We start from the raw sequence: 24,458 nt of genomic DNA, 5'->3' as shown, positions 1-24,458 counted from the left end.
AGCCGTCGAAGCGCTTCGATGTTGCTGCGAGGTTAAGTGAACGTCTGGGGGCGCACAAGGGTCGATCCCAAGTTTCCTCGGACGCCCGAGGGCCTCCCCGTCCTCGTCACTCCCCGTCATACCGGAGAGATGTCGGCCCTGTTTGGGACCGGCACCTTGACACTCCGCTCCCGCGCATTGAGCATCGAAGCGCTTCGAAAGCATCAGCCGCTCCATGCGCAAGGGGAACCAGTCGTGACCGTTGACTCGCCGTCCACTCCGCCGTTCCGCGATCCGCGGCTGCCGTTCGCGAAGCGTGTCGACGACCTGCTGGCGCGGCTCACCCCGGACGAGAAGATCTCCTTCCTGCACCAGTTCCCGCCCGCCGTGGAGCGCCTCGGCGTGGCCGCCTGGCGCACCGGCCAGGAGGCGCTGCACGGGGTGGCGTGGATGGGCCCGGCGACGGTGTTCCCGCAGGCCGTCGGTCTCGGCGCGACCTGGAACCCGGAGCTGGTCCGGCGGGTCGGCGAGGCGGTCGGCAAGGAGATCCGCGCGATGCGCGCCCGGGACGACCGCGTCGGCCTGAACGTCTGGGCCCCGACGGTCAACCTGCTGCGCCACCCGCTGTGGGGCCGCAACGAGGAGGGCTACGCGGAGGACCCGAGGCTGACCAGCGCCATCGCCACGGCGTACACCCGGGGCCTGCGCGGCGACCACCCCCGGTACTGGCGCACCGCGCCCGTCCTCAAGCACTGGCTGGCGCACAACAACGAGACGGACCGGGCCACGTCGTCGGCCTCCGTGCGCCCGCGGGTGCTGCACGAGTACGACCTGCGCGCCTTCCGGGAGACGGTCGAGGCGGGCGCGGTGGCCGGGGTGATGCCCGCCTACAACCTGGTCAACGGCCGCCCCAACCACGTCTCGCCGTATCTGCGCGAGCACCTGCGCACCTGGACCGACGAGGAGCTGCTGGTCTGCTCGGACGCGGGCGCGCCGTCCAACCTGGTCGACGCCGAGCACTACTTCGACACCCACGAGGAGGCCACCGCGGCGGCCCTGCTGGCCGGCGTGGACAGCTTCACCGACCACGGCACGGACGGCTCGACGATCACCGCGCGGGTCAAGGGGGCCGTGGCACAGGGGCTGTTGACGGAGGCGGACATCGACGCCGCCGTGCGCCGCCAGCTCTCCGTCCGGTTCCGGCTCGGCGAGTTCGACCCGGGCCGGGATCCGCACGCGGCCACCGGCGCGTTCGACACCCCGGAGCACCGGGCGCTCGCCCAGGAGGCCGCCGAGCAGGCGATCGTGCTGCTGAAGAACGACGGCGGCCTGCTGCCGCTGGCCCCGGACACCCGGATCGCGGTCGTCGGCCCGCTCGCCGACGAGTGCAAGCTCGACTGGTACAGCGGCAGCCTGCTGCACCGCTCCACCCCGCTGGAGGGCCTGTACGAGCGGTTCGGCGCGCAGCGGGTGGAGTTCGCGGAGGGCGTGGACCGCGTCCGGCTGCGGACGGCGTCCGGCGCGTTCCTGTCGGTGCCGGCCGCTCAGGCCCCGGACCGGGCGCGCGGCGCCGAGGCCGCGCTGGACCCGGCGCTGCTGGCCGGGCGCACCGATCTGCCGCCGCTCACCACGGACACGACCGGCAGCGAGTTCGCGCTGGTCGACTGGGGTGAGGGGGTGCTGACGCTGCGCGCCCCCGACGGCCGCTACCTCTCGGTCGCCGAGGACGGCTTCGTACGCGCCTCCGCCGACCAGCCCGGCGGCTGGGTCGTGCAGGAGACGTTCCGTCTGGAACCGCACGCCGGTGGTCACCTCCTCGAGCACCTGGGTACGGGCCGTCGGGTACGGGTCGCCGCCGACGGCGTGAAGGTTGCCGACGAGGGCGATGTCTTCGAGGTGGTCACGGTCGAGCGGGGCGAGGAGGCCGTGGCCCGGGTGGCGGCCGGGGCGGACGTCGTCGTGGTGGTGGCGGGCAACGACCCGCACATCAACGGCCGGGAGACGGAGGACCGTACGACCCTGCTGCTGCCCGAGCACCAGCGGCGGCTGCTGGACGCGGCCCGCTCCGCCAACCCGCGCACGGTGCTGGCGCTGGTGTCGGCGTACCCGTACGCGGTGGACACCACCCGGCTGCCGGCCGCGCTGTGGACGGCGCACGGCGGGCAGGCGGCGGGCACGGCCCTGGCCCGGGTGCTGGCCGGCGACGTCTCCCCGGCCGGCCGGCTGCCCCAGACCTGGTACGCGGCCGACGCCGACCTGCCCGACCTGCTCGACTACGACGTGATCGGCAGTCGCCAGACCTACCTGTACTTCGAGGGCACCCCGCTCTTCCCCTTCGGCCACGGCCTGTCGTACGCGTCCTTCGCCTACGCCTCTCTCGCCGCCCGCGTGACGGCCGGCTCGGTGCGGGCGGACTGCGCGGTCACCAACACCGGGGACCGGACGGCGGACGAGGTGGTCCAGCTCTACGGCCGTGCGGTCCAGGCGTCGGTGCCCCGCCCGCGCCGCGAGCTGCTGGCGCACCGCAGGATCACGCTCGCCCCCGGCGAGACGGCCACCGTGTCCTTCGAAGTCCCCCTGTCGACACTGGAGTTCTGGGACGTGCGGCGGGGCGCGTGGCGGCTGGAGGAGGGCCCGTACGAACTGCTGCTGGGCGCGTCCAGCGAGGATGTGCGGCTGCGGACGACCGTACGCCTCGACGGCGAGCCGCCGGCCCCGCGCGCGGTGCGCGAACACGGGCTGTCGGCCGCGGACTTCGACGAGCAGTCCGGTGCCGCGATCGTGGACCGTACGAAGACGGAGGGCGACGCGGTGACCCCGGCCCACGGCACGACGGCCGAACTGCTCTACCAGGACTGCGACTTCGGCACCGGCGTGCGCGAGGTCACGGTGCGGGTGGCGGGCGCGGGCACGGTGGAGGTCTCCCTGGACGGCGGCCCGGTCCTGGCGGCGCTCGCCCTTGAGTCCCCCACGGCGGGCCCGTACGCCTACACCACCCTCTCGGCCGCCCTCCCCGCCGAGGGCGTCCACGACGTCCGCCTCGGACTGCGCGGCCCCGTCCGGCTCGCGCACGTCGGCTTCTCCGGTTGAGGGTCCGGAGAAGCCCGGCACCGGAAAGGGGCCCGGCACCGGAAGGCAGCGGCGCCGGGCCCCGTCGGATCGGCGGTCCACCGGTCAGGCTACCTGAAAACGGTTGCCATTAACCAGGGTCTGACGCCCCGGACATGCGAACGGCCGCAGCCCCCGCACAGTGGGCTGCGGCCGTTCTGTTTTCCGACCTGTCCGTGGCAGGTCAGAGCGCGAGACCGGTCAGGACCAGTACGCGCTCGTAGGTGTAGTCCTCCATCGCGTACCGGACGCCTTCGCGGCCCACGCCGGACTGCTTGGCGCCGCCGTACGGCATCTGGTCGGCGCGGTAGGACGGGACGTCGCCGATCACCACACCGCCGACCTCGAGGGCGCGGTGGGCACGGAAGGCGACCTGGAGGTCGTGGGTGAACACGCCCGCCTGGAGACCGAACTTGGAGTCGTTGACCGCGGCGAACGCCTCCTCCTCGCCGTCCACCTTGCGCACGGTGAGGACGGGGCCGAAGACCTCCTCGCAGGCGATCGTGACGTCCGCCGGCACGTCGGCGAGGACGGTCGGCGCGTAGGAGGCGCCGTCCCGCTTGCCACCGGTGAGCAGGGTGGCGCCGGCCGCGACCGCCTCGTCCACCCAGGACTCCACACGCCGGGCGGCGTCCTCGCTGACCAGCGGGCCGACATCGGTCTTGGGGTCGGACGGGTCGCCGGTGACCTGGGCCTCGACGGCGGCGACGATGCGCGGCAGCAGCCGGTCGTACACGGACGCGTCGGCGATCACCCGCTGCACCGAGATGCAGGACTGGCCGCCCTGGTAGTTGGAGAAGGTCGCGATGCGGGTCGCGGCCCAGTCCAGGTCGGCGTCGGAGGAGAAGTCGCCGAGGACGACCGCGGCGCCGTTGCCGCCCAGCTCCAGGGTGCAGTGCTTGCGCGGCACCGAGTCCATGATCGCGTAGCCGACCTTGTCGGACCCGGTGAAGGAGATGACCGGCAGACGCTCGTCCTGGACCAGGGCGGGCATGCGGTCGTTCGGGACCGGCAGGATCGACCAGGAGCCGGCCGGCAGCTCGGTCTCGGCGAGCAGGTCACCGAGGATCAGGCCGGACAGCGGGGTGGCCGGGGCCGGCTTCAGGATGATCGGGGCACCGGCGGCGATGGCCGGGGCGACCTTGTGGGCGCACAGGTTCAGCGGGAAGTTGAACGGCGCGATGCCGAGCACGACGCCCTTGGGGAAGCGGCGGGTGAGCGCGAGCCGGCCCTGGCCGCCGGCGTCCGTGTCGAGCCGCTGGGCCTCACCGCCGTTGAACCGGCGGGCCTCCTCGGCGGCGAACCGGAACACCGAGACCGCGCGGCCGACCTCGCCCCGGGCCCACTTGATCGGCTTGCCGTTCTCGGCGGAGATCAGCTGGGCGATCTCCTCGGTGCGCTCGGCCAGCCGCTTGCTGACGTGGTCCAGGGCGGCGGCGCGTACGTGCGCCGGGGTGGCGGCGAACTCGTCCCGTACGGCGTACGCGGCGGCCACGGCCTCCTCGACCTGGGCCTCGCTCGGCACGCTGACCGAGCCGACGAGCCGGCCGTCCCACGGGGAGGTGACGTCGAAGCTGTCCTCGCCGGTGACCTGGCGGCCGGCGAGCCAGAAGGCATGGGTGGAAGTCATGTACGAGTCCCGGCCCTTCCGCGTTGGGGGTGTGCTTGGCTTGCGAGGTCCACGGTAGGGCGGGGGCGGCCGGGGGTCGTTTGTCCGAGTCGTAGCAGTCGGTGCGGGGGGTGCGCCGGTTTGGCGAGGTGGGCCGCGGGGAGGGGCCCCGGTCAGTCCGCCGCCGTCGCCTTCAGGGCCAGCCACAGCTCCATGCGGACGTCGGGATCGTCCAGGCTGCGCCCGAGGATCTCCTCGACGCGCCGCATCCGGTAGCGCAGGGTGTGCCGGTGGACGCCCAGGTCGGCCGCGGCGGCGTCCCACTGCCCGTGCCGGGACAGCCACGCCCGCAGCGAGGCGACCAGGTCCCCCCGACCGGTGGCGTCGTGCTCGTGCAGCGCCCGCAGCAGCCCGTCGGCGAACGCCTTCACCGCGTCGTCGGCCAGCAGCGGCAGCACCGACCCGGCCGCCAGCTGCTCGTGCTCCACGAACACCCGGCCCCGCCGCCGCGCCACCGACAGCGCCTGTTCGGCCTGCTTGTACGCCGCCGACGCCGCGGTGGGCCCGGTGGGCGCGGACAGGCCCACGACCAGGCCGTCCTCGTCCGCCCGCCCCTGCTCCGGCCGCGCCCGCTCGGGCCGCGCCCGCTCGGTCTCCCGCGCGGCGGCGTAGGCGGTGCACGCGGCCACCGCCGCGCCCTCGTCGGCGGCCAGCACCACCAGCCGCTCCCCCTCGGGCACCACCAGCACGGCCTCCCCGGCCCGGGCCGCGGCGGACTCCACCGTCTCCGCGAGTTCCCCGAGGTGTTCGCCGGCCGGGCCGGAGGCGGACTCGGCCACGATCATCCGGAACGGGGCGTCCAGCAGCGCGCCGTACAGGTCGCCGGCGACGGCCCGGGCGTGGTCCGGCTCCCCGGCGAGCAGCATGCGCAGCACCGCCGTGCCCACGCGCTGCTCGGCCGCGTGCAGCGAGCGGGAGCGCTCGGTGGTGAGGGTGAGCAGGGCGATGGCGGAGTGGACGGCGTACCGTTCGGCGGTGCCGAGGGCGGCGGCGGTGCCGACGGCGAGCGCGGCGCGGGGGCGGCGGCCGGTGCCGAGGCTGTGCAGTTCCACCCGGTCCTCGTGGTCCGGTCCGCCGACCACGCAGGAGGCGGGGGCGGGGCGTTCGCGCAGCCGCTCGACCTCGGCGGTGAGCCGGGCGGCGCGGCGGCCGGCCCACTCCGGGGCGGCGGCGACGACGGCGCCCGAGGCGTCGTAGAGCGCCGCCCAGCCGTCGACCTGGGCGGCGAGGGCGCCGAGGACACCCTCGGGGCCGGCGCCGAGGGCCTGCTTGGTCAGCTCCCGCTGGGCGGCGAAGCCGGCCGTGACGGCGCGGTACTGGTCGGCGGCGATGGCCGCGGAGACGGCCTTGCTGATGGCGAGGAACGGGGTGCGGCGGGGCACCTCCAGCAGGGGCAGGCCCTCCTGCGCGCAGGCCTCGACGAGCGGCTCGGGCGTCTCGTCGTAGTTCACGCCGACGGCGAACCCGAGCCCGACGACGCCGGCGCCGACCAGCCGGCGCACGTACCGGCGCATGGCCTCCCGGTCCTCCGCGTCCAGCTTGAGCGCGGTGATCAGCAGCAGCTCGCCGCCCTCCATGTAGGGCACGGGGTCGGCCAGCTCGCTGACGTGCGCCCAGCGGACGGGCACGTCGAGGTGGTCCTCGCCCGCGCGCACGGTCAGCTTCAGCGCGGAGTGGTTGACGAGCGAGGCGAGAGTCGGGGGCATGGGGCCTTCACGGTGAGGGGATCCGGTGATCTTTTGGCCGTGGTGTATGAACGGCCCACCCCGATTCTGCCTCACCGTACGACCGCTCACCCCCGCAGATCGACCAGCAACGGCGGCGCGTGCTCACCCCGCACAGTGGTCAACGACAACACCGCGTGCCCCGGCGGCACCCCATGAGCCAACTCGGACGCGGACCAACGCTCACGCTCCACTTGACGGACGGTGACGGCCTCCGTCGTCACCGCCTTGCCGGTCACCAGCTTGCGCAGGGCATGGATCGCACGGGTCATGGGCTGGTCCGCGAAGACGGTGTGCCGGGCCACGTCGCGCGTCTCCACCCACTGCGTGCCCCAGGCTTCCGCGAACCGGCTGCCGTCCCAGGTGGTGACTCCGGAGAAGGCCATGCGGCAGCCCACGGCCGCGTACAGCGGGCCGTGCAGCGCCTCGGGCACGTCCCCGACGGTACGCAGGGCGAGCACCACGCCGGCGTTGCACGAGCGCAGACGCTGGATGCGGCGGACCGACTCGGCCGTCACTGCGCCGGTCGCGTCGTCCAGCACCAGAGCGGCGAAGTGAGTCCGTTCGCCCACCGTCGCCACGGCGCCGAACTGCGCCAGCAGCAACCGCGTGATCAGCCGGGCGGCCTCGTCGTATCCGCGGCCGGGCAGGTCGATCCGTACCCGCAGCGGGTGGTGGGCGACGGCACGGAGCGAGAACGGCCGGGCTTCCCCCTGGCCGGCGCCGAAGAACCCGGCGAACGCCGGCCGGTCCAGCACGGCCAGGCGGTCGGCCAGAAGCGGGCCGGGGTCGCCGGCGCCGCCGGCCTGCCGGGCGCGTGCGTCGAGCTCGCGGCGCATCATGGCGTGCTCATCCCCCGTGAGCGCGGCGCGCAGCGCGGCCAGGGCCGACGGATCGCCTTCCAGCAGCTCCCGCAGCTGCGGCAGCGTCGGGAACCGTCCGTACGCCGCCCGGTAGGGGCCGAGGAGCTGGGCCAGGGCGGTGACGGACCGTTGCCCGCTGACCACGTCCAGGTCGCCTGCCAGCCCCTCCGCCAGGCAGGCCGCCGCCTCGTCCGGGTCGTGGGAGTCCGCGTAGGGGTCCAGGTCGTACACGGATGCCGGGTCTCCGAGGCGTACGACGACGTCGTAGGCGGAGTCGGGACCGAGTGGAGTGCCGGCCGCGCAGACGGCGACGACCGAGCACTGCCCGGCGAGGGCTTGCAGACCGAGCGACTCCACGACGGGCCGGATCAGATGGCGGGTCTTGCCGGAACCGGAGGGGCCGACGGCCAGCAGCGAGGTGCCGAGGGTGTCGGGTCCGAGCGCCGCTCCGGCTCCCCCGTAGGTGCTGGGGGTACGTTCTCCGGCGGCCCACTGCCCGATGCGGACCTGGCCGGTCAGCAGATCGTGCCGGGCGGACCGGCCCGGCAGGTCACGGGCACCGGAGGGATGGGTCCAGGCGGTGGCGCCGTCGTGGAGCACTGTCTCGGTGAAGGAGGAGAGCCGCGCCCGGGCCCGGGCCACGGCCCACATGTGGCCGATCCTCGCGCAGTCCACGTCGTTCATCCGGCCCGCGTGCACCTCTGTGGTGAGCAGATCCGCGGCCTGGTGCTGACCTGCTTCCCGCAGCTCGGGCCAGTGGGACGGCCGCCGCTCGACGCGAGGCGCGGCGACCTGGACGTCCTGGGCCCGGGTGCGGGCGGCGATCGCCTCTTTACCGAAGGCCCACCAGCCGCCGATGCGGGCGAAGGGCCACAGCACCAGCACAGTGATGAGCGCGTACAGCGTGTCCGTGAACAGCACCGACGCGAACACCTGGTAGCCGCCGGTGATCAGGACGATGAGGGAGAACAGCGGATCCTGAACGGGCAGCGGGTCCCAGCCGAGGCCGAAGGCGCCGGGGAAGACGAAGGCCAGCGCGATGAGGGCGCCCAGGGCCGCGGACAGAGCGCGCGCGGGCTGGGGGCGGCGGGTGACGACGTGCCGGATGATGTCGGACCAGCTGCCCAGGCGCGCCATGGCGAAGACGATGAGGGCGAAGGCCACGCCGTCGGCGACCGTGACGGCCTCGACTCCCTGGTAGCCCTTCGGTGACGTGGTCCCTGCCCACCACCAGTCGTCCGGGGTGAGGAGCTTCAGGACGGCCCACTGATAGGGGATGCCGCCGTGCCGCCACAGTGACCACAGGAAGAGCCCTGCCGCCAGGGGGACGAAGAAGCCGACGATGGTGACGGGGGCCAGGCGCTGCTCCTGGCTCGTGCCCTTCGGCCGCCGGTAGCCGTAGCGCCAGACACCCGGTACGACCGTGGGGCGCGGTTCGTCGAGCCAGTCGGCGACGGGCGAGCGGGGCGGCGCGGTGGGCGGGGCGTAGGAGGGCGGGCTGTCCGCCCCGGGCACGTGCGGCGCCCGCGTCGGCCGCGGCGGCACAGCGGAGCCGTGGAACGACGGCGGCGTGCCCCGCGGTGCCGCAGGCACATCCCTCGGCCCCGGTGGGCGCGGTACCGGTGTCGCAGGCGTTTCGCGTGCGTCCCGTGTGCCGTCGGTGTCCATCGACCCTGCCCCCTGACCAGCCGTTCCGTGCGCGGTCGCGGCCGCCGTCGCGGCCGCCGTCAGCGAGCCAATCTAACGCCCCGGGAAGGGGAGTTCACCGCTTACACGGCCGAAGCGGGCGACCGGCGTCCGGGCGGGCTATGTCCACCGCGGACAAGGGGACGCGCCGACAACGCCCACATGGAGCATGCCCACCCCCCGGAACCGGTCTTAGCCTGCGAGAAAAGAAGGCATGCGTCCGTAAACGCACCGCCCGGAACCGCCCGGGACCGCCCGGTACGCAAGATCATCAGGGAGCCCCCCATGACCGCACTTCCGCAGGAGCGCCGCGTCGTCACCGCCATCCCCGGCCCGAAGTCGCAGGAGCTTCAGGCCCGCCGTACCGCCGTGGTCGCCCAGGGTGTGGGTTCCACGCTGCCGGTCTTCGTCACCCGCGCCGGCGGCGGTGTCATCGAGGACGTGGACGGCAACAGCCTCATCGACTTCGGCTCCGGTATCGCCGTGACCTCCGTCGGCGCCTCCGCCGAGGCCGTGGTGCGCCGCGCGAGCGCCCAGCTCGCCGACTTCACCCACACCTGTTTCATGGTCACCCCGTACGAGGGCTACGTGGCGGTCGCGGAGGCCCTCGCCGAGCTGACCCCGGGCGACCACGCCAAGAAGTCCGCGCTGTTCAACTCCGGCGCCGAGGCCGTCGAGAACGCCGTCAAGATCGCGCGTGCCTACACCAAGCGGCAGGCCGTCGTCGTGTTCGACCACGGCTACCACGGCCGGACCAACCTGACCATGGCGCTGACCGCGAAGAACATGCCGTACAAGCACGGCTTCGGTCCGTTCGCCCCCGAGGTCTACCGCGTGCCGGTGGCGTACGGCTACCGCTGGCCGACCGGCCCGGAGAACGCGGGCCCGGAGGCCGCCAAGCAGGCCATCGAGCAGATCACCAAGCAGGTCGGCCCGGACAACGTCGCCGCGATCATCATCGAGCCGGTGCTGGGCGAGGGCGGCTTCATCGAGCCCGCCAAGGGCTTCCTGCCCGCGATCCGCCAGTTCGCCGCCGACAACGGCATCGTCTTCGTCGCCGACGAGATCCAGAGCGGCTTCTGCCGGACCGGGCAGTGGTTCGCGTGCGAGGACGAGGGCATCGTCCCGGACCTGATCACGACCGCGAAGGGCATCGCCGGCGGTCTGCCGCTCGCCGCCGTGACCGGCCGCGCGGAGATCATGGACGCCGCGCACGCCGGCGGCCTCGGTGGCACCTACGGCGGCAACCCCGTCGCCTGCGCCGGTGCGCTCGGTGCCATCGAGACGATGAAGGAGCTGGACCTCAACGGCAAGGCCAAGCGCATCGAGGAGGTCATGAAGGGCCGCCTCACCGCCATGGCCGAGAAGTTCGACATCATCGGCGACGTGCGCGGGCGCGGCGCGATGATCGCCATCGAGCTGGTCAAGGACCGCACCACCAAGGAGCCGAACCCGGAGGCCACCGCCGCGCTCGCCAAGGCCTGCCACGCCGAGGGCCTGCTGGTCCTGACCTGTGGCACCTACGGCAACGTGCTGCGCTTCCTGCCCCCGCTGGTGATCGGCGAGGACCTGCTCAACGAGGGTCTCGACATCATCGAGCAGGCCTTCGCGCGCATCTGACCCGCGCGCCGGACCGAGAGGTCCGCGCCTGTGGAGGTGCCTGCGGCAGGCCGTGTGAAGAACGTGTGCGGGGTGGATGGCGGGAAGGGATTCCCCCTGCCCAACCGCCCCGGCCTGCCGTAGGTTCTCCCCCAGATGAGAGATACACCCCGCCCACGGGGAACCGTGGACGGGTCCGGGCCGAGGCCTCCCCAGCTTCGATCCGGTCGTGCCCTCGCGCACACATCCGGTGCCGCACGGCTCCGGGATCTCCTCACCGATCGGACGGCCGCCGCCCCAAACCCCCCGGGGCGCGCGGCATGCCGGTCCGGACGGCCGCCTCGGAACCATCCCCCCTGTTCCGGGGCGGCCGACCTCCTTCCTCCCCGGCCGGACCCCACCTGCCAAGCTGGGCCCATGCTGTTCCTGGTCCTCCCGGCGCTGGTCTTCGCCCTGATCACCTGGCAGGTGCTCACCGACGGGCCGCTGCTGCGGCCGGACGCCGAGGTGAGCCGGGCCCTGGTACACCCGGACGGGTTCTCCCAGCTCCTCTCCGACCTCGGCAACGTCCAGGTCGCCGTCCCGGTGCTTCTCCTCGCCCTCGCCCTCGCCGCGTGGCTCGGCCGGGCCCGGGGCGCCCGGCGCTGGTGGCTGCCGCCGCTGACCGCCGCCGTGCTGATGGCGCTGGTCCCGGCGGTCGTCGTACCGCTGAAGGAGTGGACCGACCGGCCGGGGACACCGGCGGTGCCCCCGGCCACGGGCTACTTCCCGTCCGGTCATACGGTGACGGCGCTGGTCGCGTACGGCTCGGCGGCCCTGCTCCTGCTGCCCCTTTTCCGCTCCCCCGCCGCCCGCCGCGCGCTGGCGGCCGGCTGCGGGGTCCTGGTCCTCGGGGTGTCCTACGGGCTGGTCCGGCACGGCTACCACTGGCCGCTGGACGTGCTGGCCGGCTGGTGCCTGGGCGCCGTACCGCTGGCCGTCCTCGCCCGCGTGGCCGGCCGAAGCGAGCACGGTCGGCCGAAGCAAGGGGCGGTGAGCCGAAGTACGCGTGATCAGCCGAAGTAGGCGTCGAACGTCTTCTGGAACTCCCAGTTCGCGTACCGGTCCCAGTTGACCGACCACGTCATCAGGCCGCGCAGGGCGGGCCAGGTGCCGTGGGTGGTGTACGAGCCGCAGTTCGTCTTCTTCGTGAGGCAGTCCAGGGTCTTGGTGACCTCGGCCGGGGAGACGTGGCCGTTGCCCGCGTTCGTGGACGCCGGCATGCCGATGGCGACCTGGTCGGGGCGCAGCGGCGGGAAGACGTTGTTCTGGTCGCCGGCCACGGGGAAGCCGGTGAGGAGCATGTCGGTCATGGCGATGTGGAAGTCGGCGCCGCCCATGGAGTGGTACTGGTTGTCCAGGCCCATGATCGAGCCCGAGTTGTAGTCCTGGACGTGCAGCAGGGTCAGGTCGTCGCGCAGGGCGTGGATCACCGGGAGGTAGGCGCCGCAGCGCGGGTCCTGGCCGCCCCACTTGCCGCTGCCGTAGTACTGGTAGCCGTTCTGCACGAAGAACGTCTCCGGGGCCATGGTGAGGACGAACTTGGCGCCGTACTTGGCCTTCAGGGTCTTCAGCGCCGAGATCAGGTTGACGATCACGGGGGTGGTGGGGTTCTTGAAGTCCGTGTCGCCCGTGTTCAGGGACAGCGAGTGGCCCTCGAAGTCGATGTCGAGGCCGTCCAGGCCGTAGGTGTCGATGATGTTCGAGACCGAGGAGACGAAGGTGTCGCGGGCCGCGGTGCTGGTCAGCTGGACCTGGCCGTTCTGGCCGCCGATGGAGATCAGCACCTTCTTGCCGGCCGCCTGCTTGGCCTTGATCGCCGCCTTGAACTCGGCGTCGCTCTCCACGTTCGGGCATTCGGTGACCGGGCAGCGGTTGAAGCGGATGTCCCCGGAGGTGACCGAGGTGGGCTCGCCGAAGGCCAGGTCGATGACGTCCCAGCTGTCGGGGACGTCGGCGAGCCGGGTGTAGCCGGCGCCGTTGGCGAAGCCGGCGTGCAGATAGCCGACGAGGGCGTGGGCGGGCAGGTCGGACGAGCCGCCGCCCCCGCCGCCTCCGGCGGGGCTGGTCGTGGCGGTGACGACCGCGGACTTCGCGGACTCGCCGGCCTCGTTGACCGCGGTGACCTGGAAGCCGTACGCCGTGGCGGCGGCGAGTCCGGAGACGGTCGCCGAGGTACCGGTCACCGTCTGGACCTTGACGCCGTCGCGGTAGACCGCGTACCCCGTCGCGCCGGTCACCGCCGACCAGGACAGGCCGACGGAGGAAGAGGTCACGGTGGTGGTCTTCAGGCCGGCCGGGGCGGCGGGCGGCTGGGTGGTGCCGCTGCCGCCGGGGCCGACGAGGGTGATGTCGTCGGCCTGGTAGGCGCCGGTGCCGTACCAGCCGTGGGTGTAGATCGTGACCTTGGTGGTGGCGGACCCGGTGCGGAAGGTGGTGCTCAGCTTCTGCCAGTCGGGGGCGGACTGGGTCCAGGTGGAGACGTCGGTGGTGCCGGTGCCGCTCGCGCCGAGGTAGACGTAGGAGCCGCGGACGTATCCGGACAGGGTGTACTGGGCGTTCGGCTGGACGGTGACCGTCTGGGCGCACTGGGCGTGGTCGCCGCCGGCCGGGGTGGCCTGGAGCGCCGAACGTCCGCTGTGCACGGGTGAGTCGACCGTCGTACCGGCGGTGCAGGTCCAGCCGGCCAGGCCGGACTCGAAGCCGCCGTTGACGGCGACGTCCGCGTCGGCCGCACGGGCGGCCGACGAGAGCGCGGTGATGCCGGGCACGGCCAGACTTACGGCCGTGAGCGCGGCGAGGACGGATCTGCGACGTCTGGTGCGTTCCACAGGGGCCTCCGGGGCCGGGGGAGTTGGAGGAGCGGAGCGCACACAATTTGGTCCAGACCAATCCCGCTGTCAAGGTGTCCGGGCGTTACCCGTCCGCCTCCCCGCGCCGGGCCCGCTCCGCCGCCGCCTCGTGCATCGCCAGTTCCAGCAGCGCCGGATCGGTCAGCGTGCCGAGGCCGTCCGGCGGCACCAGCCAGCGCACGCCCCGGGCCGGCCGGCCCGGATACGGCACGACGATCCAGGTGCCGGCCCCGGCGGTGCGGACACCGGTGCCGACCCAGCGGGCCGCGGTGCCCGCGGGCACCAGGAACCCGAGCCGGCTGTCACCGAAGCCGGCGAGCACCGGGCCGGGCCGGTCGAGCAGGCGGGTGAGCACGTCCAGGGTGGGATAGCCGAGGTCACCCGGCAGGATCAGGACGTCCCAGGCCTTGCCGGCGGGCAGCAGGGCGACCCCCAGGGGGTTGCGCTCCCACTCCCGGCGGCAGGCCTCGGGGTCCGGTGCGACGGATGCCAGCCACGCGACGGCCGTCTTCGCCCCAGTCATCGAAAAAGCCTCCCTCTCGGTCATGGACGCGGATGCGTCGTTGAGGTGAGAGGGAGGTGGCGCCGGAGCATTACGCGGGTTCACCCGGTCCGTCGGGTGAGGTGGGTCACCTCAGCTGTCGAAGCCCAGCCCGAGCCGGTCCATCGTCCGCAGCCACAGGTTGCGCCGGCCGCCGTGGGCGTCGGCGCGGGCCAGGGACCACTTGGTCAGGGCGATGCCGGTCCAGGCGAACGGCTCCGGGGGGAACGGCAGCGGCTTCTTGCGGACCATCTCCAGTCCGGTCCGTTCGGTGCGCTCCCCGTCCAGCAGGTCCAGCATCACATCCGCGCCGAACCGGGTGGCGCCGACCCCGAGGCCCGTGTAGCCGGCCGCGTAGGCCACCCGGCCCTGGTGGGCGGTGCCGAAGAACGCGGAGAACCGGGAGCAGGTGTCGATCGCGCCGCCCCAGGCGTGGGTGAAGCGGACGCCCTCCAGCTGCGGGAAGCAGGTGAAGAAGTGGCCGGCGAGCTTGGCGTACGTCTCGGGCCGGTCGTCGTACTCGGCGCGCACCCGGCCGCCGTAGGGGTAGACCGCGTCGTAGCCGCCCCACAGCACGCGGTTGTCGGCGGAGAGCCGGAAGTAGTGGAACTGGTTGGCGCTGTCGCCGAGGCCCTGCCGGTTCTGCCAGCCGACGGCGGCGAGCTGTTCGGCGGTCAGCGGCTCGGTCATCAGGGCGTAGTCGTAGACCGGGACGGTGTACGACCGCACGCGCCGGACGAGGCTCGGGAAGATGTTGGTGCCGAGCGCGACCTGGCGGGCGCGGACGGAGCCGTAGGGGGTGCGTACGGCCATCCCGGCGCCGTAGGCCTTCAGGGTGAGGGCGGGCGTGTGCTCGTACACCCGCACCCCGAGGCCGAGGCAGGCCCGCTTCAGGCCCCAGGCGAGCTTGGCCGGGTGCAGCATGGCCACGCCCCGGCGGTCCCACAGGCCCGCCTGGAAGGTGGGCGAGTCCACCTCGGCGCGCACGGCGTCGGCGTCCAGGAAGTCGATGCCGTCGGCGAGGCCCTTCTCCTCCAGTTCCCGGTGCCAGTCCTTCAGCTCCCAGGCCTGGTAGGTCTCGGTGGCCACGTCGATCTCGCCGGTGCGTTCGAAGTCGCAGTCGATGCCGTAGCGGGCGACCGCGGCCTCGATCTCGTCGAGGTTGCGCCGGCCCAGCTCCTGAAGTGTGTGGATCTCGCCGGGCCAGCGGGTGAGGCCGTTGGGCAGGCCGTGCGTGAGGGAGGCGGCGCAGAAGCCGCCGTTGCGGCCCGAGGCGGCCCAGCCCACCTCGCGGCCTTCCAGCAGGACGACATCGCGCCCGGGGTCGCGCTCCTTGGCGTTGAGCGCGGTCCACAGCCCGCTGTACCCGCCGCCGACCACCAGCAGGTCGCAGGTCTCGGCGGTGGTGAGGGCGGGCTCGGCGGCCGGCTTGCCGGGGTCTTCCAGCCAGTACGGGACCGGCTGGGCTTCGGAGAGAGAGGCGATCCAGTTGTCTTTCCCACGGCTCATGGCGCTTGGGGCCATGATTTCAACTCCCTACAGAGGATTTCCGGCGAGGCCCGTGAAAGGGCCTATGCCTTCTGCTTGTTCCGGCGGTTTCCGAGGACCATCGCGACCAGGACGAACAGGACGGCGAGGAGGAACATCGCGGTGCCGATCACATTGATCTGCACGGGCGTTCCGCGCTGCGCCGAGCCCCATACGAACATCGGGAAGGTGACCGTCGAGCCGGCGTTGAAATTGGTGATGATGAAATCGTCGAAGGAGAGCGCGAAGGACAGCAGCGCGCCCGCGGCGATTCCGGGTGCCGCGATGGGCAGGGTGACCCGCAGGAAGGTCTGCACGGGACCGGCGTACAGGTCCCGGGCGGCCTCCTCCAGGCGCGGGTCCATCGACATCACGCGCGCCTTGACGGCGGTGACGACGAAGCTCAGGCAGAACATGATGTGGGCGATCAGGATCGTCCAGAAGCCCAGCTGGGCGCCCATGTTGAGGAACAGGGTGAGCAGCGAGGCGGCCATGACCACCTCGGGCATCGCCATCGGCAGGAAGATCAGCGAGTTGACGGCGCCGCGCGCGCGGAAGCGGTAGCGGACCAGCGCGAAGGAGATCATCGTGCCGAGGACCGTGGCCCCGACCGTCGCCCAGACGGCGATCTGGAGGCTGAGGGACAGCGAGCCGCACATGTCGGCGACCCCGCACGGGTCTTTCCACGCCTCGGTGGAGAACCGCTGCCATTCGTAATTGAAGCGCCCCTTCGGTTTGTTGAAGGAGAACACCGTGACGATGACGTTCGGCAGCAGCAGATAGGCGAGCGTCAGCAGACCGGCGATGACGACGAGACGGCGCTTGAGCCAGTTCAGGAAGGGCATTTAGACCAGGTCCTCCGTCCCCGACCGGCGGATGTAGAGGGTGACCATGGCCAGGATGGCGGCCATGAGGATGAAGGAGAGCGCGGCGGCCGTCGGATAGTCCAGCACCCGCAGGAACTGCGTCTGGATGACATTGCCGATCATGCGGGTGTCGGTGGAGCCGAGGAGTTCGGCGTTGACGTAGTCGCCGGCGGCCGGGATGAAGGTCAGCAGCGTGCCGGAGACCACGCCCGGCATGGACAGCGGGAAGGTGACCTTGCGGAAGGTGGTCCAGGGCCGGGCGTACAGGTCGCCGGCCGCCTCGTGCAGCCGCCCGTCGATCCGCTCCAGCGAGGTGTACAGCGGCAGGATCATGAACGGCAGGAAGTTGTACGTCAGCCCGCACACCACGGCCAGCGGGGTGGCCAGCACCCGGTCGCCGGCCGTCCAGCCGAGCCAGCCGGTCAGGTCCAGGACGTGCAGCGTGTTCAGGACGTGCACGACCGGGCCGTTGTCGGCGAGGATCGTCTTCCAGGCCAGGGTGCGGATCAGGAAGCTGGTGAAGAACGGCGCGATCACCAGGACCATGATCAGGTTGCGCCAGCGGCCGGCGCGGAAGGCGATGAGGTACGCCAGCGGGTAGCCGAGCAGCAGGCACAGCACGGTCGCGGCGGCGGCGTAGCACACGGAGCGCAGGAACTGCGGCCAGTACGCGTCCAGCGCGTCCCAGTAGGTCGCGAAGTGCCAGGTGACCTTGTAGCCCTGCTCCAGGGAGCCCTGCTGCACGGAGGTGGAGGCCTGGTAGACCATCGGCAGCGCGAAGAAGACGATCAGCCACAGCATGCCGGGCAGCAGCAGCCAGTACGGGGTGAACCGGCCGCGCCGGCGCGGGGGCTTCTCCCCGGGTGCCTCGGGGCTGAGCGGCGGGGGCGCCTCGGTGAGCGTGGACATCAGGCGGCGACCTCTTCCCCGGTGCCCGCGTCGATGGCCTGGGCCGCGTCCAGCGCGAAGGTGTGGGCCGGGCTCCAGTGCAGGACCACGTCGGCGCCGGGCACCAGCCGGCCGTCGCGCTCGACGTTCTGCACGTACACCGAAAGACCGGGGCAGACCGGGCTGTCGACGACGTACTGCGTGGAGACGCCGATGAAACTGGCGTCGGCGATCTTCCCGGTGAGGCGGTTGCGGCCGGCCGGGATCTCCCCCGCGTCGTCGGCGTGGGTGAGCGAGATCTTCTCCGGGCGGATGCCGACCAGCACCTTGCCGCCGGCCGCCGCCGGGGCGGTACACCGGGCGGTGGGCAGCACCAGCTTGCCGTCGCCCGCCCTGAGCACGAGGTCGTCGCCGCTACGGGTGCCGACCTCGGCCTCGATCAGGTTGGAGGTGCCGAGGAAGTTCGCGACGAAGGTGGTCCGCGGGTTCTCGTACAGGTCGGCCGGCGCGCCGAGCTGCTCGACCCGGCCGCCGTTCATCACGGCGACCGTGTCGGCCATGGTCATGGCCTCCTCCTGGTCGTGCGTGACGTGGACGAAGGTGATGCCGACCTCGGTCTGGATGCGCTTGAGCTCCAGCTGCATCTGGCGGCGCAGTTTCAGGTCGAGGGCGCCGAGCGGCTCGTCCAGCAGCAGCACCTTGGGGTGGTTGATCAGGGCGCGGGCCACGGCGACCCGCTGCTGCTGGCCGCCGGAGAGCTGGTGCGGCTTCTTGCGGGCCTGCTCGCCGAGCTGGACCAGCTCCAGCATCTCCTCCACCTGCTTCTTCACGCTCTTGACGCCCCGCCGGCGCAGGCCGAAGGCGACGTTCTCGAAGATGTCGAGGTGCGGGAAGAGGGCGTAGGACTGGAAGACCGTGTTGACCGGCCGCTTGTACGGCGGCAGGTGGGTGACGTCCTGGTCGCCGAGCCGGACCGTGCCCGTGGTGGGCTCCTCCAGGCCGGCGATCATGCGCAGGGTGGTGGTCTTGCCGCAGCCGGAGGCGCCGAGCAGGGCGAAGAAGGAGCCCTCGGGCACGGTCAGGTCCAGCGGGTGCACGGCGGTGAAGGAGCCGTAGGTCTTGGAGATCTTGGAGAGGCGGACGTCGCCGCTGTTGTCTGGTGTCGTCTTCATCGTCGTCGTCACGCCCCTGTGAGCTTCGCGAACTTTCCTTCGTAGGCCGTCTCTTCCTTCTGGCTCAGGGAGCGGAAGGCATGGGACTTCGCCTGCATGGCCTGGTCGGGGACGATCAGCGGATTGTCCGCCGCGTCCTGGTCGATCTTCGCAAGGTAGGGCTTCACCCCGTCGACCGGTGTCACGTAGTTGATGTACGCGGCGAGCGCGGCGGCCTGCGCGGGCTCGTAGTAGAAGTCGATCAGCCGTTCGGCGTTCGTCTTGTGGCGTGCCTTGTTGGGGACGCACAGGTTGTCGGTCGACGTCACGTAGCCGCTGTCGGGGATGACGAAGTCGATGTGCGGATTGTCCGACTTGAGCTGGACGACGTCGCCCGCCCAGGCGATACAGGCGGCGAAGTCGCCCTTGGACAGGTCGGAGGTGTAGTCGTTGCCGGTGAAGCGGCGGATCTGGCCCTTGTCGACGGCCTTCTGGAGGCGGGCGATCGCCGCGTCGTAGTCGTCGTCGGTGAACCTCGCCGGGTCCTTGCCCATGTCGAGCAGGGTCATGCCCACGCTGTCGCGCATCTCCGACAGGAAGCCGACGCGTCCCTTGAGCTTCGGGTTGTCCAGCAGGTCGGAGACGGAGCGGACCTCGATGCCGTCCAGGGCCTTCTTGTTGAAGGCGATGACGGTGGAGATGCCCTGCCAGGGGTACGAGTACGCCCGCCCCGGGTCCCAGTCCGGGTCGCGGAACTGGGCCGAGAGGTTGGTGTAGGCGTGCGGCAGGTGGGAGGCGTCCAGTTTCTGGACCCAGCCGAGGCGGATCATCCGGGCGGCCAGCCAGTCGGTGAGGACGATGAGGTCCCGGCCGGTGTCCTGGCCCGCGGCGAGCTGGGGCTTGATCTTGCCGAAGAACTCGTTGTTGTCGTTGATGTCCTCCGTGTAGTGGACCGTGATCCCGGTCCGCTCGCGGAAGGTCTCCAGGGTGGGGTGGTGCTTGCCGCTGTCGTCGACGTCGAGGTACTCGGTCCAGTTGGAGAAGTCGACCACCTTCTCCGTCGCCGAGTGGTCCTCGGCGGAGGTGCCGCCCTGACTCTTGCCCGCCGCGGGGATCCCGCAGGCGGCGAGCGTCCCGAGGCCGCCGGCCGCGAGCGCGCCGCCGGTGGCGGCCCGCAGCAGCGACCGGCGGGTCAGGGCGGCCCGGCCACCGCGCAGGCTGCGCCGCAGGGCGGCCGCCTGGGGCGGGGTCAGGCGTTCGGGCTCGTACTGCTCCATGCGCGTGGTGCCCTTCCGGGAGGGATCGGCCTGGTCAGTGGCCTGGTCGGTCTCTATCGGTCCCCGAAGACGGTGCGGTGCCAGTCCTTGGCCGCCACCGCGGTGTTGTCGAACATGACGTGCTTGACCTGCGTGTACTCCTCGAAGGAGTAGGCGGACATGTCCTTGCCGAAGCCCGATGCCTTGTAGCCGCCGTGCGGCATCTCGCTGATGATCGGGATGTGGTCGTTGACCCAGACGCAGCCCGCCTTGATCTCGCGGGTGGCCCGGTTCGCACGGTAGACGCCGCCCGTCCACGCGGAGGCGGCCAGGCCGTACGGCGTGTCGTTGGCCAGCCGCAGGCCCTCGTCGTCGCTGTCGAAGGGCAGGACGACCAGGACGGGCCCGAAGATCTCCGACTGGACGATCTCGCTGTCCTGGGCGGCGCCGGCGATCAGGGTGGGCCGGTAGTAGGCGCCGTCCTTCAGTTCGCCCCCGGGTGCCTCGCCGCCGGTGACCACGCGCGCGTAGCCGCGTGCCCGGTCCACGAAGGCGGCCACCCGGTCGCGCTGGGCGTGCGAGATCAGCGGCCCGAGGTCGGTGCCGGGAGCGAACGGGTCGCCGAGCCGGACGGTCTCCATCAGCGCCGCCGTCCGCTCCACGAACGCCTCGTACAGCGGACGCTGCACGTACGCGCGCGTGGCGGCCGTGCAGTCCTGGCCGCTGTTGATGAGCGAGCCCGCGACCGCGCCGTGCACGGCGGCCTCCAGGTCGGCGTCGTCGAACACGACGAAGGGTGCCTTGCCGCCCAGCTCCAGGTGCAGCCGCTTGACGGTGGCGGTGGCGATCTCGGCGACGCGCCGGCCGACGGCGGTGGACCCGGTGAAGGAGGTCATGGCCACGTCCGGGTGTCCGACCAGGTGCTCGCCGGCCTCCTTCCCGGTTCCGGTGACGATGTTGACCACCCCGGCCGGGATGCCCGCGTCCGTGGCGGCCTGCGCGAACATCAGCGAGGTCAGCGGGGTGATCTCGGCGGGCTTCAGCACGATGGTGTTGCCCGCGGCGATCGCCGGGAGGATCTTCCAGGCGGCCATCTGGAGCGGGTAGTTCCAGGGCGCGATGGACCCGACCACCCCGATGGGCTCGCGCCGGATGTACGAGGTGTGGTCCGCGGAGTACTCACCGGCGGACTGCCCTTGCAGGTGCCGGGCGGCGCCCGCGAAGAAGGCGGTGTTGTCGACGGTGCCCGGCACGTCGAACTCGCGGGTGAGCTTGAGCGGCTTACCGCACTGGAGGGACTCGGCGCGGGCGAGGTCCTCGGCGCGCTCGGCGAGGACACCGGCGAACCGGTGCAGGGCCTCGGCGCGCTCGCCCGGGGTGGCGGCGGCCCAGCCGGGGAACGCCTCGCGCGCGGCGGCGACGGCCGCGTCCACGTCGTCGGGGCCGGCCAGTTCGTAGCGGTACACCTCCCGACCGGTGGCGGGGTCGACCACGGCGTGGTGGCGGCCCGAGGTGCCCTCGGCCGGCCGGCCGGCGATGAACTGCGCGCCGTCCGCGAACCGGTCCTGGGCGGGGAATCGTTCCGGGGTGGCGGTGCCCGGGTTGTGCATGTCGCTCTCCTCCGCCGTACGCCCCGTCCCGGGGGTGGGTGGCGTAGCTCCAGCTCGATTTGAGTGCCGATCCTGACAGAGCCATAGGGCACCAACAAGTGATTCCGTTGTTGCCTTTTGGTTACGCGACGGAATCTGTCGACCAGGTGTCGAGTCGGGGGGCAAAAGGGCGGACGGATTGTCAGTGGTGCCTGTCAGACTCGCGTGCATGGGAAAGATCGACGGGGTGGAATCCCTGATCAGGGAGGTCCGAGCGGGGGCCCGGCTGAAGTACCTGCACTTCTGGGGACACCGGCCGCGGCCGGACGGGCGGATCAGTGCGAGCTGTCTGAGCCAGTGGTGGCCGTCGCCGTTCGTGGTCGACGGCGTGGCGTACGCGACGGCCGAGCACTGGATGATGGCCGGCAAGGCCCGGCTGTTCGGGGACGCGGAGGCGGAGCGCCGGGTGCTGGCCGCGGAGCATCCCGCCGCGGCGAAGAAGGCCGGGCGGCTGGTGCGCGGCTTCGACGAGGAGATCTGGCGGCGGGAGCGGTTCCGGATCGTGACCGAGGGCAGCGTGCACAAGTTCGCCGCCGACGACGCGCTCCGGCTGTTCCTGCTGAACACCGGGGACCGGGTACTGGTGGAGGCCAGCCCCGTGGACCGCGTCTGGGGCATAGGCCTCGCGGCGGACGACGAGGCGGCATCGGACCCGGAGCGGTGGCGGGGGCTGAACCTGCTGGGCTTCGCCTTGATGGAGGCCCGGGAGCGGTTGGCGGGGGCGGGCGCGTGAGGGGCTGGGCCGCCTAGGGCTGGGGGCTGTCCGCCGCCGGCTGACCGGGGCGGGCGCCCACGGCCGACGGGAGCAACCGCCCACGGCCGTGGGGCGAGGTCAGCCGAACGCCGCGAGCAGGACGGCGAACAGGGTCAGCACCAGGACGACGCCCGTCGCGCCGCAGATGAGGCCGGCCAGGGCCACCCCGGGGTTCGTGGCCTCGCCCCGCTTCGCCTTCCCCCGGCCCAGCGCGCCGAAGATGATCGCCAGGATGCCCAGGATCAGGGCGAGCGGCCACGCCAGGAAGCCGATGTCCGACAGGATGCCCAGCACCAGGGAGGCCGTACCCATGCCGTTGCTCGGGGGCGCCTGCATCCCGGGCCAGCCGTAGCCGTTGCCGACGGGGTAGGGGGCGGTGGCGTACGGAGCGTGTGGCGCGGCCGGGTGGCCGTAGGCCGGCAGGGTGTTCGGGTAGCCGTACGGCACCTGTCCGGGACCGTCGGGGGCGATGGGCGGCGGGGGCACGGCTTCCGCTCCGGCGGGCGGGGCGAAGGGGTGCGCGGGCGGTGCGGGCTGGGGGTAGGGGTAGGCGGCCTGGGCCGGCGGTTCGGCGGCGGGCGGCGCGAAGGGGTTCGGGGCCGGAGCGGGCGGGGAGAAGGGGTCCGGCCGAGGGGCGGGCGCGGGGGGCGCGAAGGGGTTGGGCTGCGGGACGGGGGCCGGGGCCGCGGTTCCGCCGGCGGGGCTGGTCCAGGGGGCGGACGGGGCGTCGGCGAGGGTCTGCTGGTCGTGGACCGAGGCGAGGGTGGGGGTGGGGGTGGGGGCCGAGGGAACGTCCTGGACGGGGGTCCGGTCCGCTACGGACTCCACCGGGCCCGGTATCCGGTCAGCCCCGGAGTCCACCGACCCCGGTATCCGGTCCGCCGGCGGCGCCGTCGGTGCCGGTGCCGGCTCCTTGTCCAGGGAGACCGGGGGTGTCGCGGACCCGTGGACGGGCGCGGTGCGCTCCCCGGGTGTGGACTGCGGCGCCTCGTCGGACATGGTGAAGGGACCCCTCTCCTGGACGTTCCGTCATGCTACGGGCCGCACGGGACACCGAGGCTCCGGGGCCTACGATGAACCCGCGCCACCGATCAGCCGATCACCGCGCCCGGGCCGTCTGCCGCGGTCCACGGGCGCCGTTCCCGGGGAGGACCCCTTGACCGACACCGCCGTACCCGCCACCGGCACCGCCGACCGCGATCTGCGCGCCTTCATCGCGGGGCTGCCCAAGGCCGAACTGCACGTCCACCACGTCGGCTCCGCCTCCCCGCGCATCGTCTCGGAGCTGGCCGCCCGTCACCCCGGCTCCAAGGTCCCCGCCGACCCCGAGGCCCTCGCCGAGTACTTCACCTTCACGGACTTCGCGCACTTCATCGAGGTCTATCTGTCGGTCGTGGACCTCATCCGCACCCCGGAGGACGTCCGGCTGCTCACGTACGAGGTGGCCCGCGACCTGGCCCGGCAGCAGGTGCGGTACGCGGAGCTGACCATCACCCCCTTCTCCTCCACCCGGCGGGGCATCGACGAGCGGGCCTTCATGGACGCGATCGAGGACGCCCGCAAGGCCGCCGAGGCGGAGTTCGGGACCGTGCTGCGCTGGTGCTTCGACATTCCCGGCGAGGCCGGCCTGGAGGCGGCCGAGGTGACGACACGGCTGGCCACCGAGGACCGGATCCGCCCGGAGGGCCTGGTGTCGTTCGGGCTCGGCGGGCCGGAGATCGGCGTGCCCCGGCCGCAGTTCAAGCCGTACTTCGACCGGGCCCTCGCCGCCGGTCTGCGCTCCGTCCCGCACGCCGGGGAGACGACCGGCCCGCAGACGGTGTGGGACGCGCTGCGCGACCTGCGCGCCGAGCGCATCGGACACGGCACGAGCTCCGCGCGGGACCCGGAGCTGCTGGCGTACCTCGCCGAGCACCGCATCCCGCTGGAGGTCTGCCCGACCTCCAACATCGCCACCCGTGCCGTCCGCACCCTGGAGGAGCACCCGGTCAAGGAGTTCACCCGGGCCGGGGTGCTGGTGACGATCAACTCCGACGACCCGCCGATGTTCGGCACCGACCTGAACAACGAGTACGCGGTGGCCGCCCGGCTCCTGGAGCTGGACGAGCGGGGCCTCGCCGCGCTCGCGAAGGACGCCGTCGAGGTCTCCTTCCTGGACGCGGCGGGCAAGGCCCGGATCACCCGCGAGATCGACGACTACACCAGCGCCTGGCTCGCCGGCTGAGCCACCGCGCCCGCACCCCACCGGCCCCCGCCCCGCACGCCCAGCGGACCGCGGGGGCCTGGAGCACCCGGGCTCGGGCCACC

The 24,458-nt window shown here is 72.5% G+C and carries 16 protein-coding genes and 1 pseudogene; 5 read left to right on the top strand and 12 right to left on the bottom strand.

Annotation, left to right across the window (positions count from 1 at the left end):
* Positions 1-129: 129 nt before the first annotated feature.
* Positions 130-3,069 carry a glycoside hydrolase family 3 C-terminal domain-containing protein gene (locus IH25_RS0121760; protein ID WP_394298441.1) on the top strand — a complete coding sequence of 980 codons (2,940 nt, stop codon included), beginning with the start codon at positions 130-132 and terminating at the stop codon, positions 3,067-3,069.
* Positions 3,070-3,271: 202 nt separating this feature from the next.
* Here the strand turns inward: IH25_RS0121760 and IH25_RS0121755 are convergent, their stop codons facing one another.
* From IH25_RS0121755 to IH25_RS0121745, 3 genes are all read right to left on the bottom strand, one after another.
* Positions 3,272-4,717: an aldehyde dehydrogenase family protein gene (locus IH25_RS0121755; RefSeq protein ID WP_030612965.1), complete on the bottom strand. Its 1,446-nt coding sequence runs from the start codon at positions 4,715-4,717 to the stop codon at positions 3,272-3,274.
* A gap of 152 nt (positions 4,718-4,869) precedes the next feature.
* Positions 4,870-6,462 carry a PucR family transcriptional regulator gene (locus IH25_RS0121750; protein ID WP_030612962.1) on the bottom strand — a complete coding sequence of 531 codons (1,593 nt, stop codon included), beginning with the start codon at positions 6,460-6,462 and terminating at the stop codon, positions 4,870-4,872.
* A gap of 86 nt (positions 6,463-6,548) precedes the next feature.
* Positions 6,549-9,011 carry an ATP/GTP-binding protein gene (locus IH25_RS0121745; RefSeq protein WP_030612957.1) on the bottom strand — a complete coding sequence of 821 codons (2,463 nt, stop codon included), beginning with the start codon at positions 9,009-9,011 and terminating at the stop codon, positions 6,549-6,551.
* 303 nt (positions 9,012-9,314) lie between these two features.
* Here IH25_RS0121745 and gabT point away from each other — a divergent pair, with 303 nt between their 5' ends.
* A complete protein-coding gene (gabT, locus tag IH25_RS0121740; protein ID WP_030612955.1) occupies positions 9,315-10,649 on the top strand; it encodes a 4-aminobutyrate--2-oxoglutarate transaminase in 1,335 nt (444 codons plus the stop codon).
* A 396-nt stretch (positions 10,650-11,045) separates the two neighbouring features.
* Entirely contained in the window at positions 11,046-11,693 is a 648-nt protein-coding gene (locus tag IH25_RS0121735) for a phosphatase PAP2 family protein (RefSeq protein ID WP_342447371.1), read from the top strand.
* Here IH25_RS0121735 and IH25_RS0121730 read toward each other — a convergent pair.
* From IH25_RS0121730 to IH25_RS0121695, 8 genes are all read right to left on the bottom strand, one after another.
* Positions 11,681-13,498 carry a chitinase gene (locus IH25_RS0121730; protein ID WP_030612951.1) on the bottom strand — a complete coding sequence of 606 codons (1,818 nt, stop codon included), beginning with the start codon at positions 13,496-13,498 and terminating at the stop codon, positions 11,681-11,683. The genes IH25_RS0121735 and IH25_RS0121730 overlap by 13 nt on opposite strands.
* A gap of 85 nt (positions 13,499-13,583) precedes the next feature.
* On the bottom strand, positions 13,584-14,042 hold the full coding sequence (locus IH25_RS0121725; protein WP_030612949.1) for a hypothetical protein: 459 nt from the start codon (positions 14,040-14,042) through the stop codon (positions 13,584-13,586).
* A gap of 111 nt (positions 14,043-14,153) precedes the next feature.
* Positions 14,154-15,584 carry an NAD(P)/FAD-dependent oxidoreductase gene (locus IH25_RS0121720; protein ID WP_030612947.1) on the bottom strand — a complete coding sequence of 477 codons (1,431 nt, stop codon included), beginning with the start codon at positions 15,582-15,584 and terminating at the stop codon, positions 14,154-14,156.
* 47 nt (positions 15,585-15,631) lie between these two features.
* Positions 15,632-16,432 carry an ABC transporter permease gene (locus tag IH25_RS0121715; protein ID WP_030612945.1) on the bottom strand — a complete coding sequence of 267 codons (801 nt, stop codon included), beginning with the start codon at positions 16,430-16,432 and terminating at the stop codon, positions 15,632-15,634.
* Positions 16,433-17,362 carry an ABC transporter permease gene (locus tag IH25_RS0121710; RefSeq protein WP_030612942.1) on the bottom strand — a complete coding sequence of 310 codons (930 nt, stop codon included), beginning with the start codon at positions 17,360-17,362 and terminating at the stop codon, positions 16,433-16,435.
* On the bottom strand, positions 17,362-18,513 hold the full coding sequence (locus tag IH25_RS0121705) for an ABC transporter ATP-binding protein (RefSeq protein WP_030612939.1): 1,152 nt from the start codon (positions 18,511-18,513) through the stop codon (positions 17,362-17,364). Before IH25_RS0121705 ends, IH25_RS0121710 begins: the two co-directional genes overlap by 1 nt.
* Positions 18,514-18,521: 8 nt before the next feature.
* Positions 18,522-19,769, bottom strand: a complete 1,248-nt coding sequence (locus IH25_RS0121700) for a polyamine ABC transporter substrate-binding protein (protein WP_030612936.1) — start codon at positions 19,767-19,769, stop codon at positions 18,522-18,524.
* A 53-nt stretch (positions 19,770-19,822) separates the two neighbouring features.
* Positions 19,823-21,358 (bottom strand): gamma-aminobutyraldehyde dehydrogenase, encoded by a 1,536-nt coding sequence (locus IH25_RS0121695; protein ID WP_030612932.1) that lies wholly within the window; start codon positions 21,356-21,358, stop codon positions 19,823-19,825.
* Between the two features lie 208 nt (positions 21,359-21,566).
* On the opposite strand from IH25_RS0121695, the gene IH25_RS0121690 reads away from it, so the two are divergent.
* On the top strand, positions 21,567-22,130 hold the full coding sequence (locus IH25_RS0121690) for an NADAR family protein (protein WP_030612916.1): 564 nt from the start codon (positions 21,567-21,569) through the stop codon (positions 22,128-22,130).
* A 99-nt stretch (positions 22,131-22,229) separates the two neighbouring features.
* On the opposite strand, the gene IH25_RS42390 is transcribed toward IH25_RS0121690, so the two are convergent.
* Positions 22,230-23,150: a DUF4190 domain-containing protein gene (locus tag IH25_RS42390; RefSeq protein ID WP_245172848.1), complete on the bottom strand. Its 921-nt coding sequence runs from the start codon at positions 23,148-23,150 to the stop codon at positions 22,230-22,232.
* A 99-nt stretch (positions 23,151-23,249) separates the two neighbouring features.
* On the opposite strand from IH25_RS42390, the pseudogene IH25_RS0121680 reads away from it, so the two are divergent.
* A pseudogene (locus IH25_RS0121680) lies at positions 23,250-24,375 on the top strand (adenosine deaminase).
* Positions 24,376-24,458: the final 83 nt, after the last annotated feature.

Source organism: Streptomyces achromogenes subsp. achromogenes, from assembly GCF_000720835.1.
Classification (GTDB): domain Bacteria; phylum Actinomycetota; class Actinomycetes; order Streptomycetales; family Streptomycetaceae; genus Streptomyces; species Streptomyces achromogenes.
This window is presented reverse-complemented; position numbering and strand designations above follow the sequence as displayed.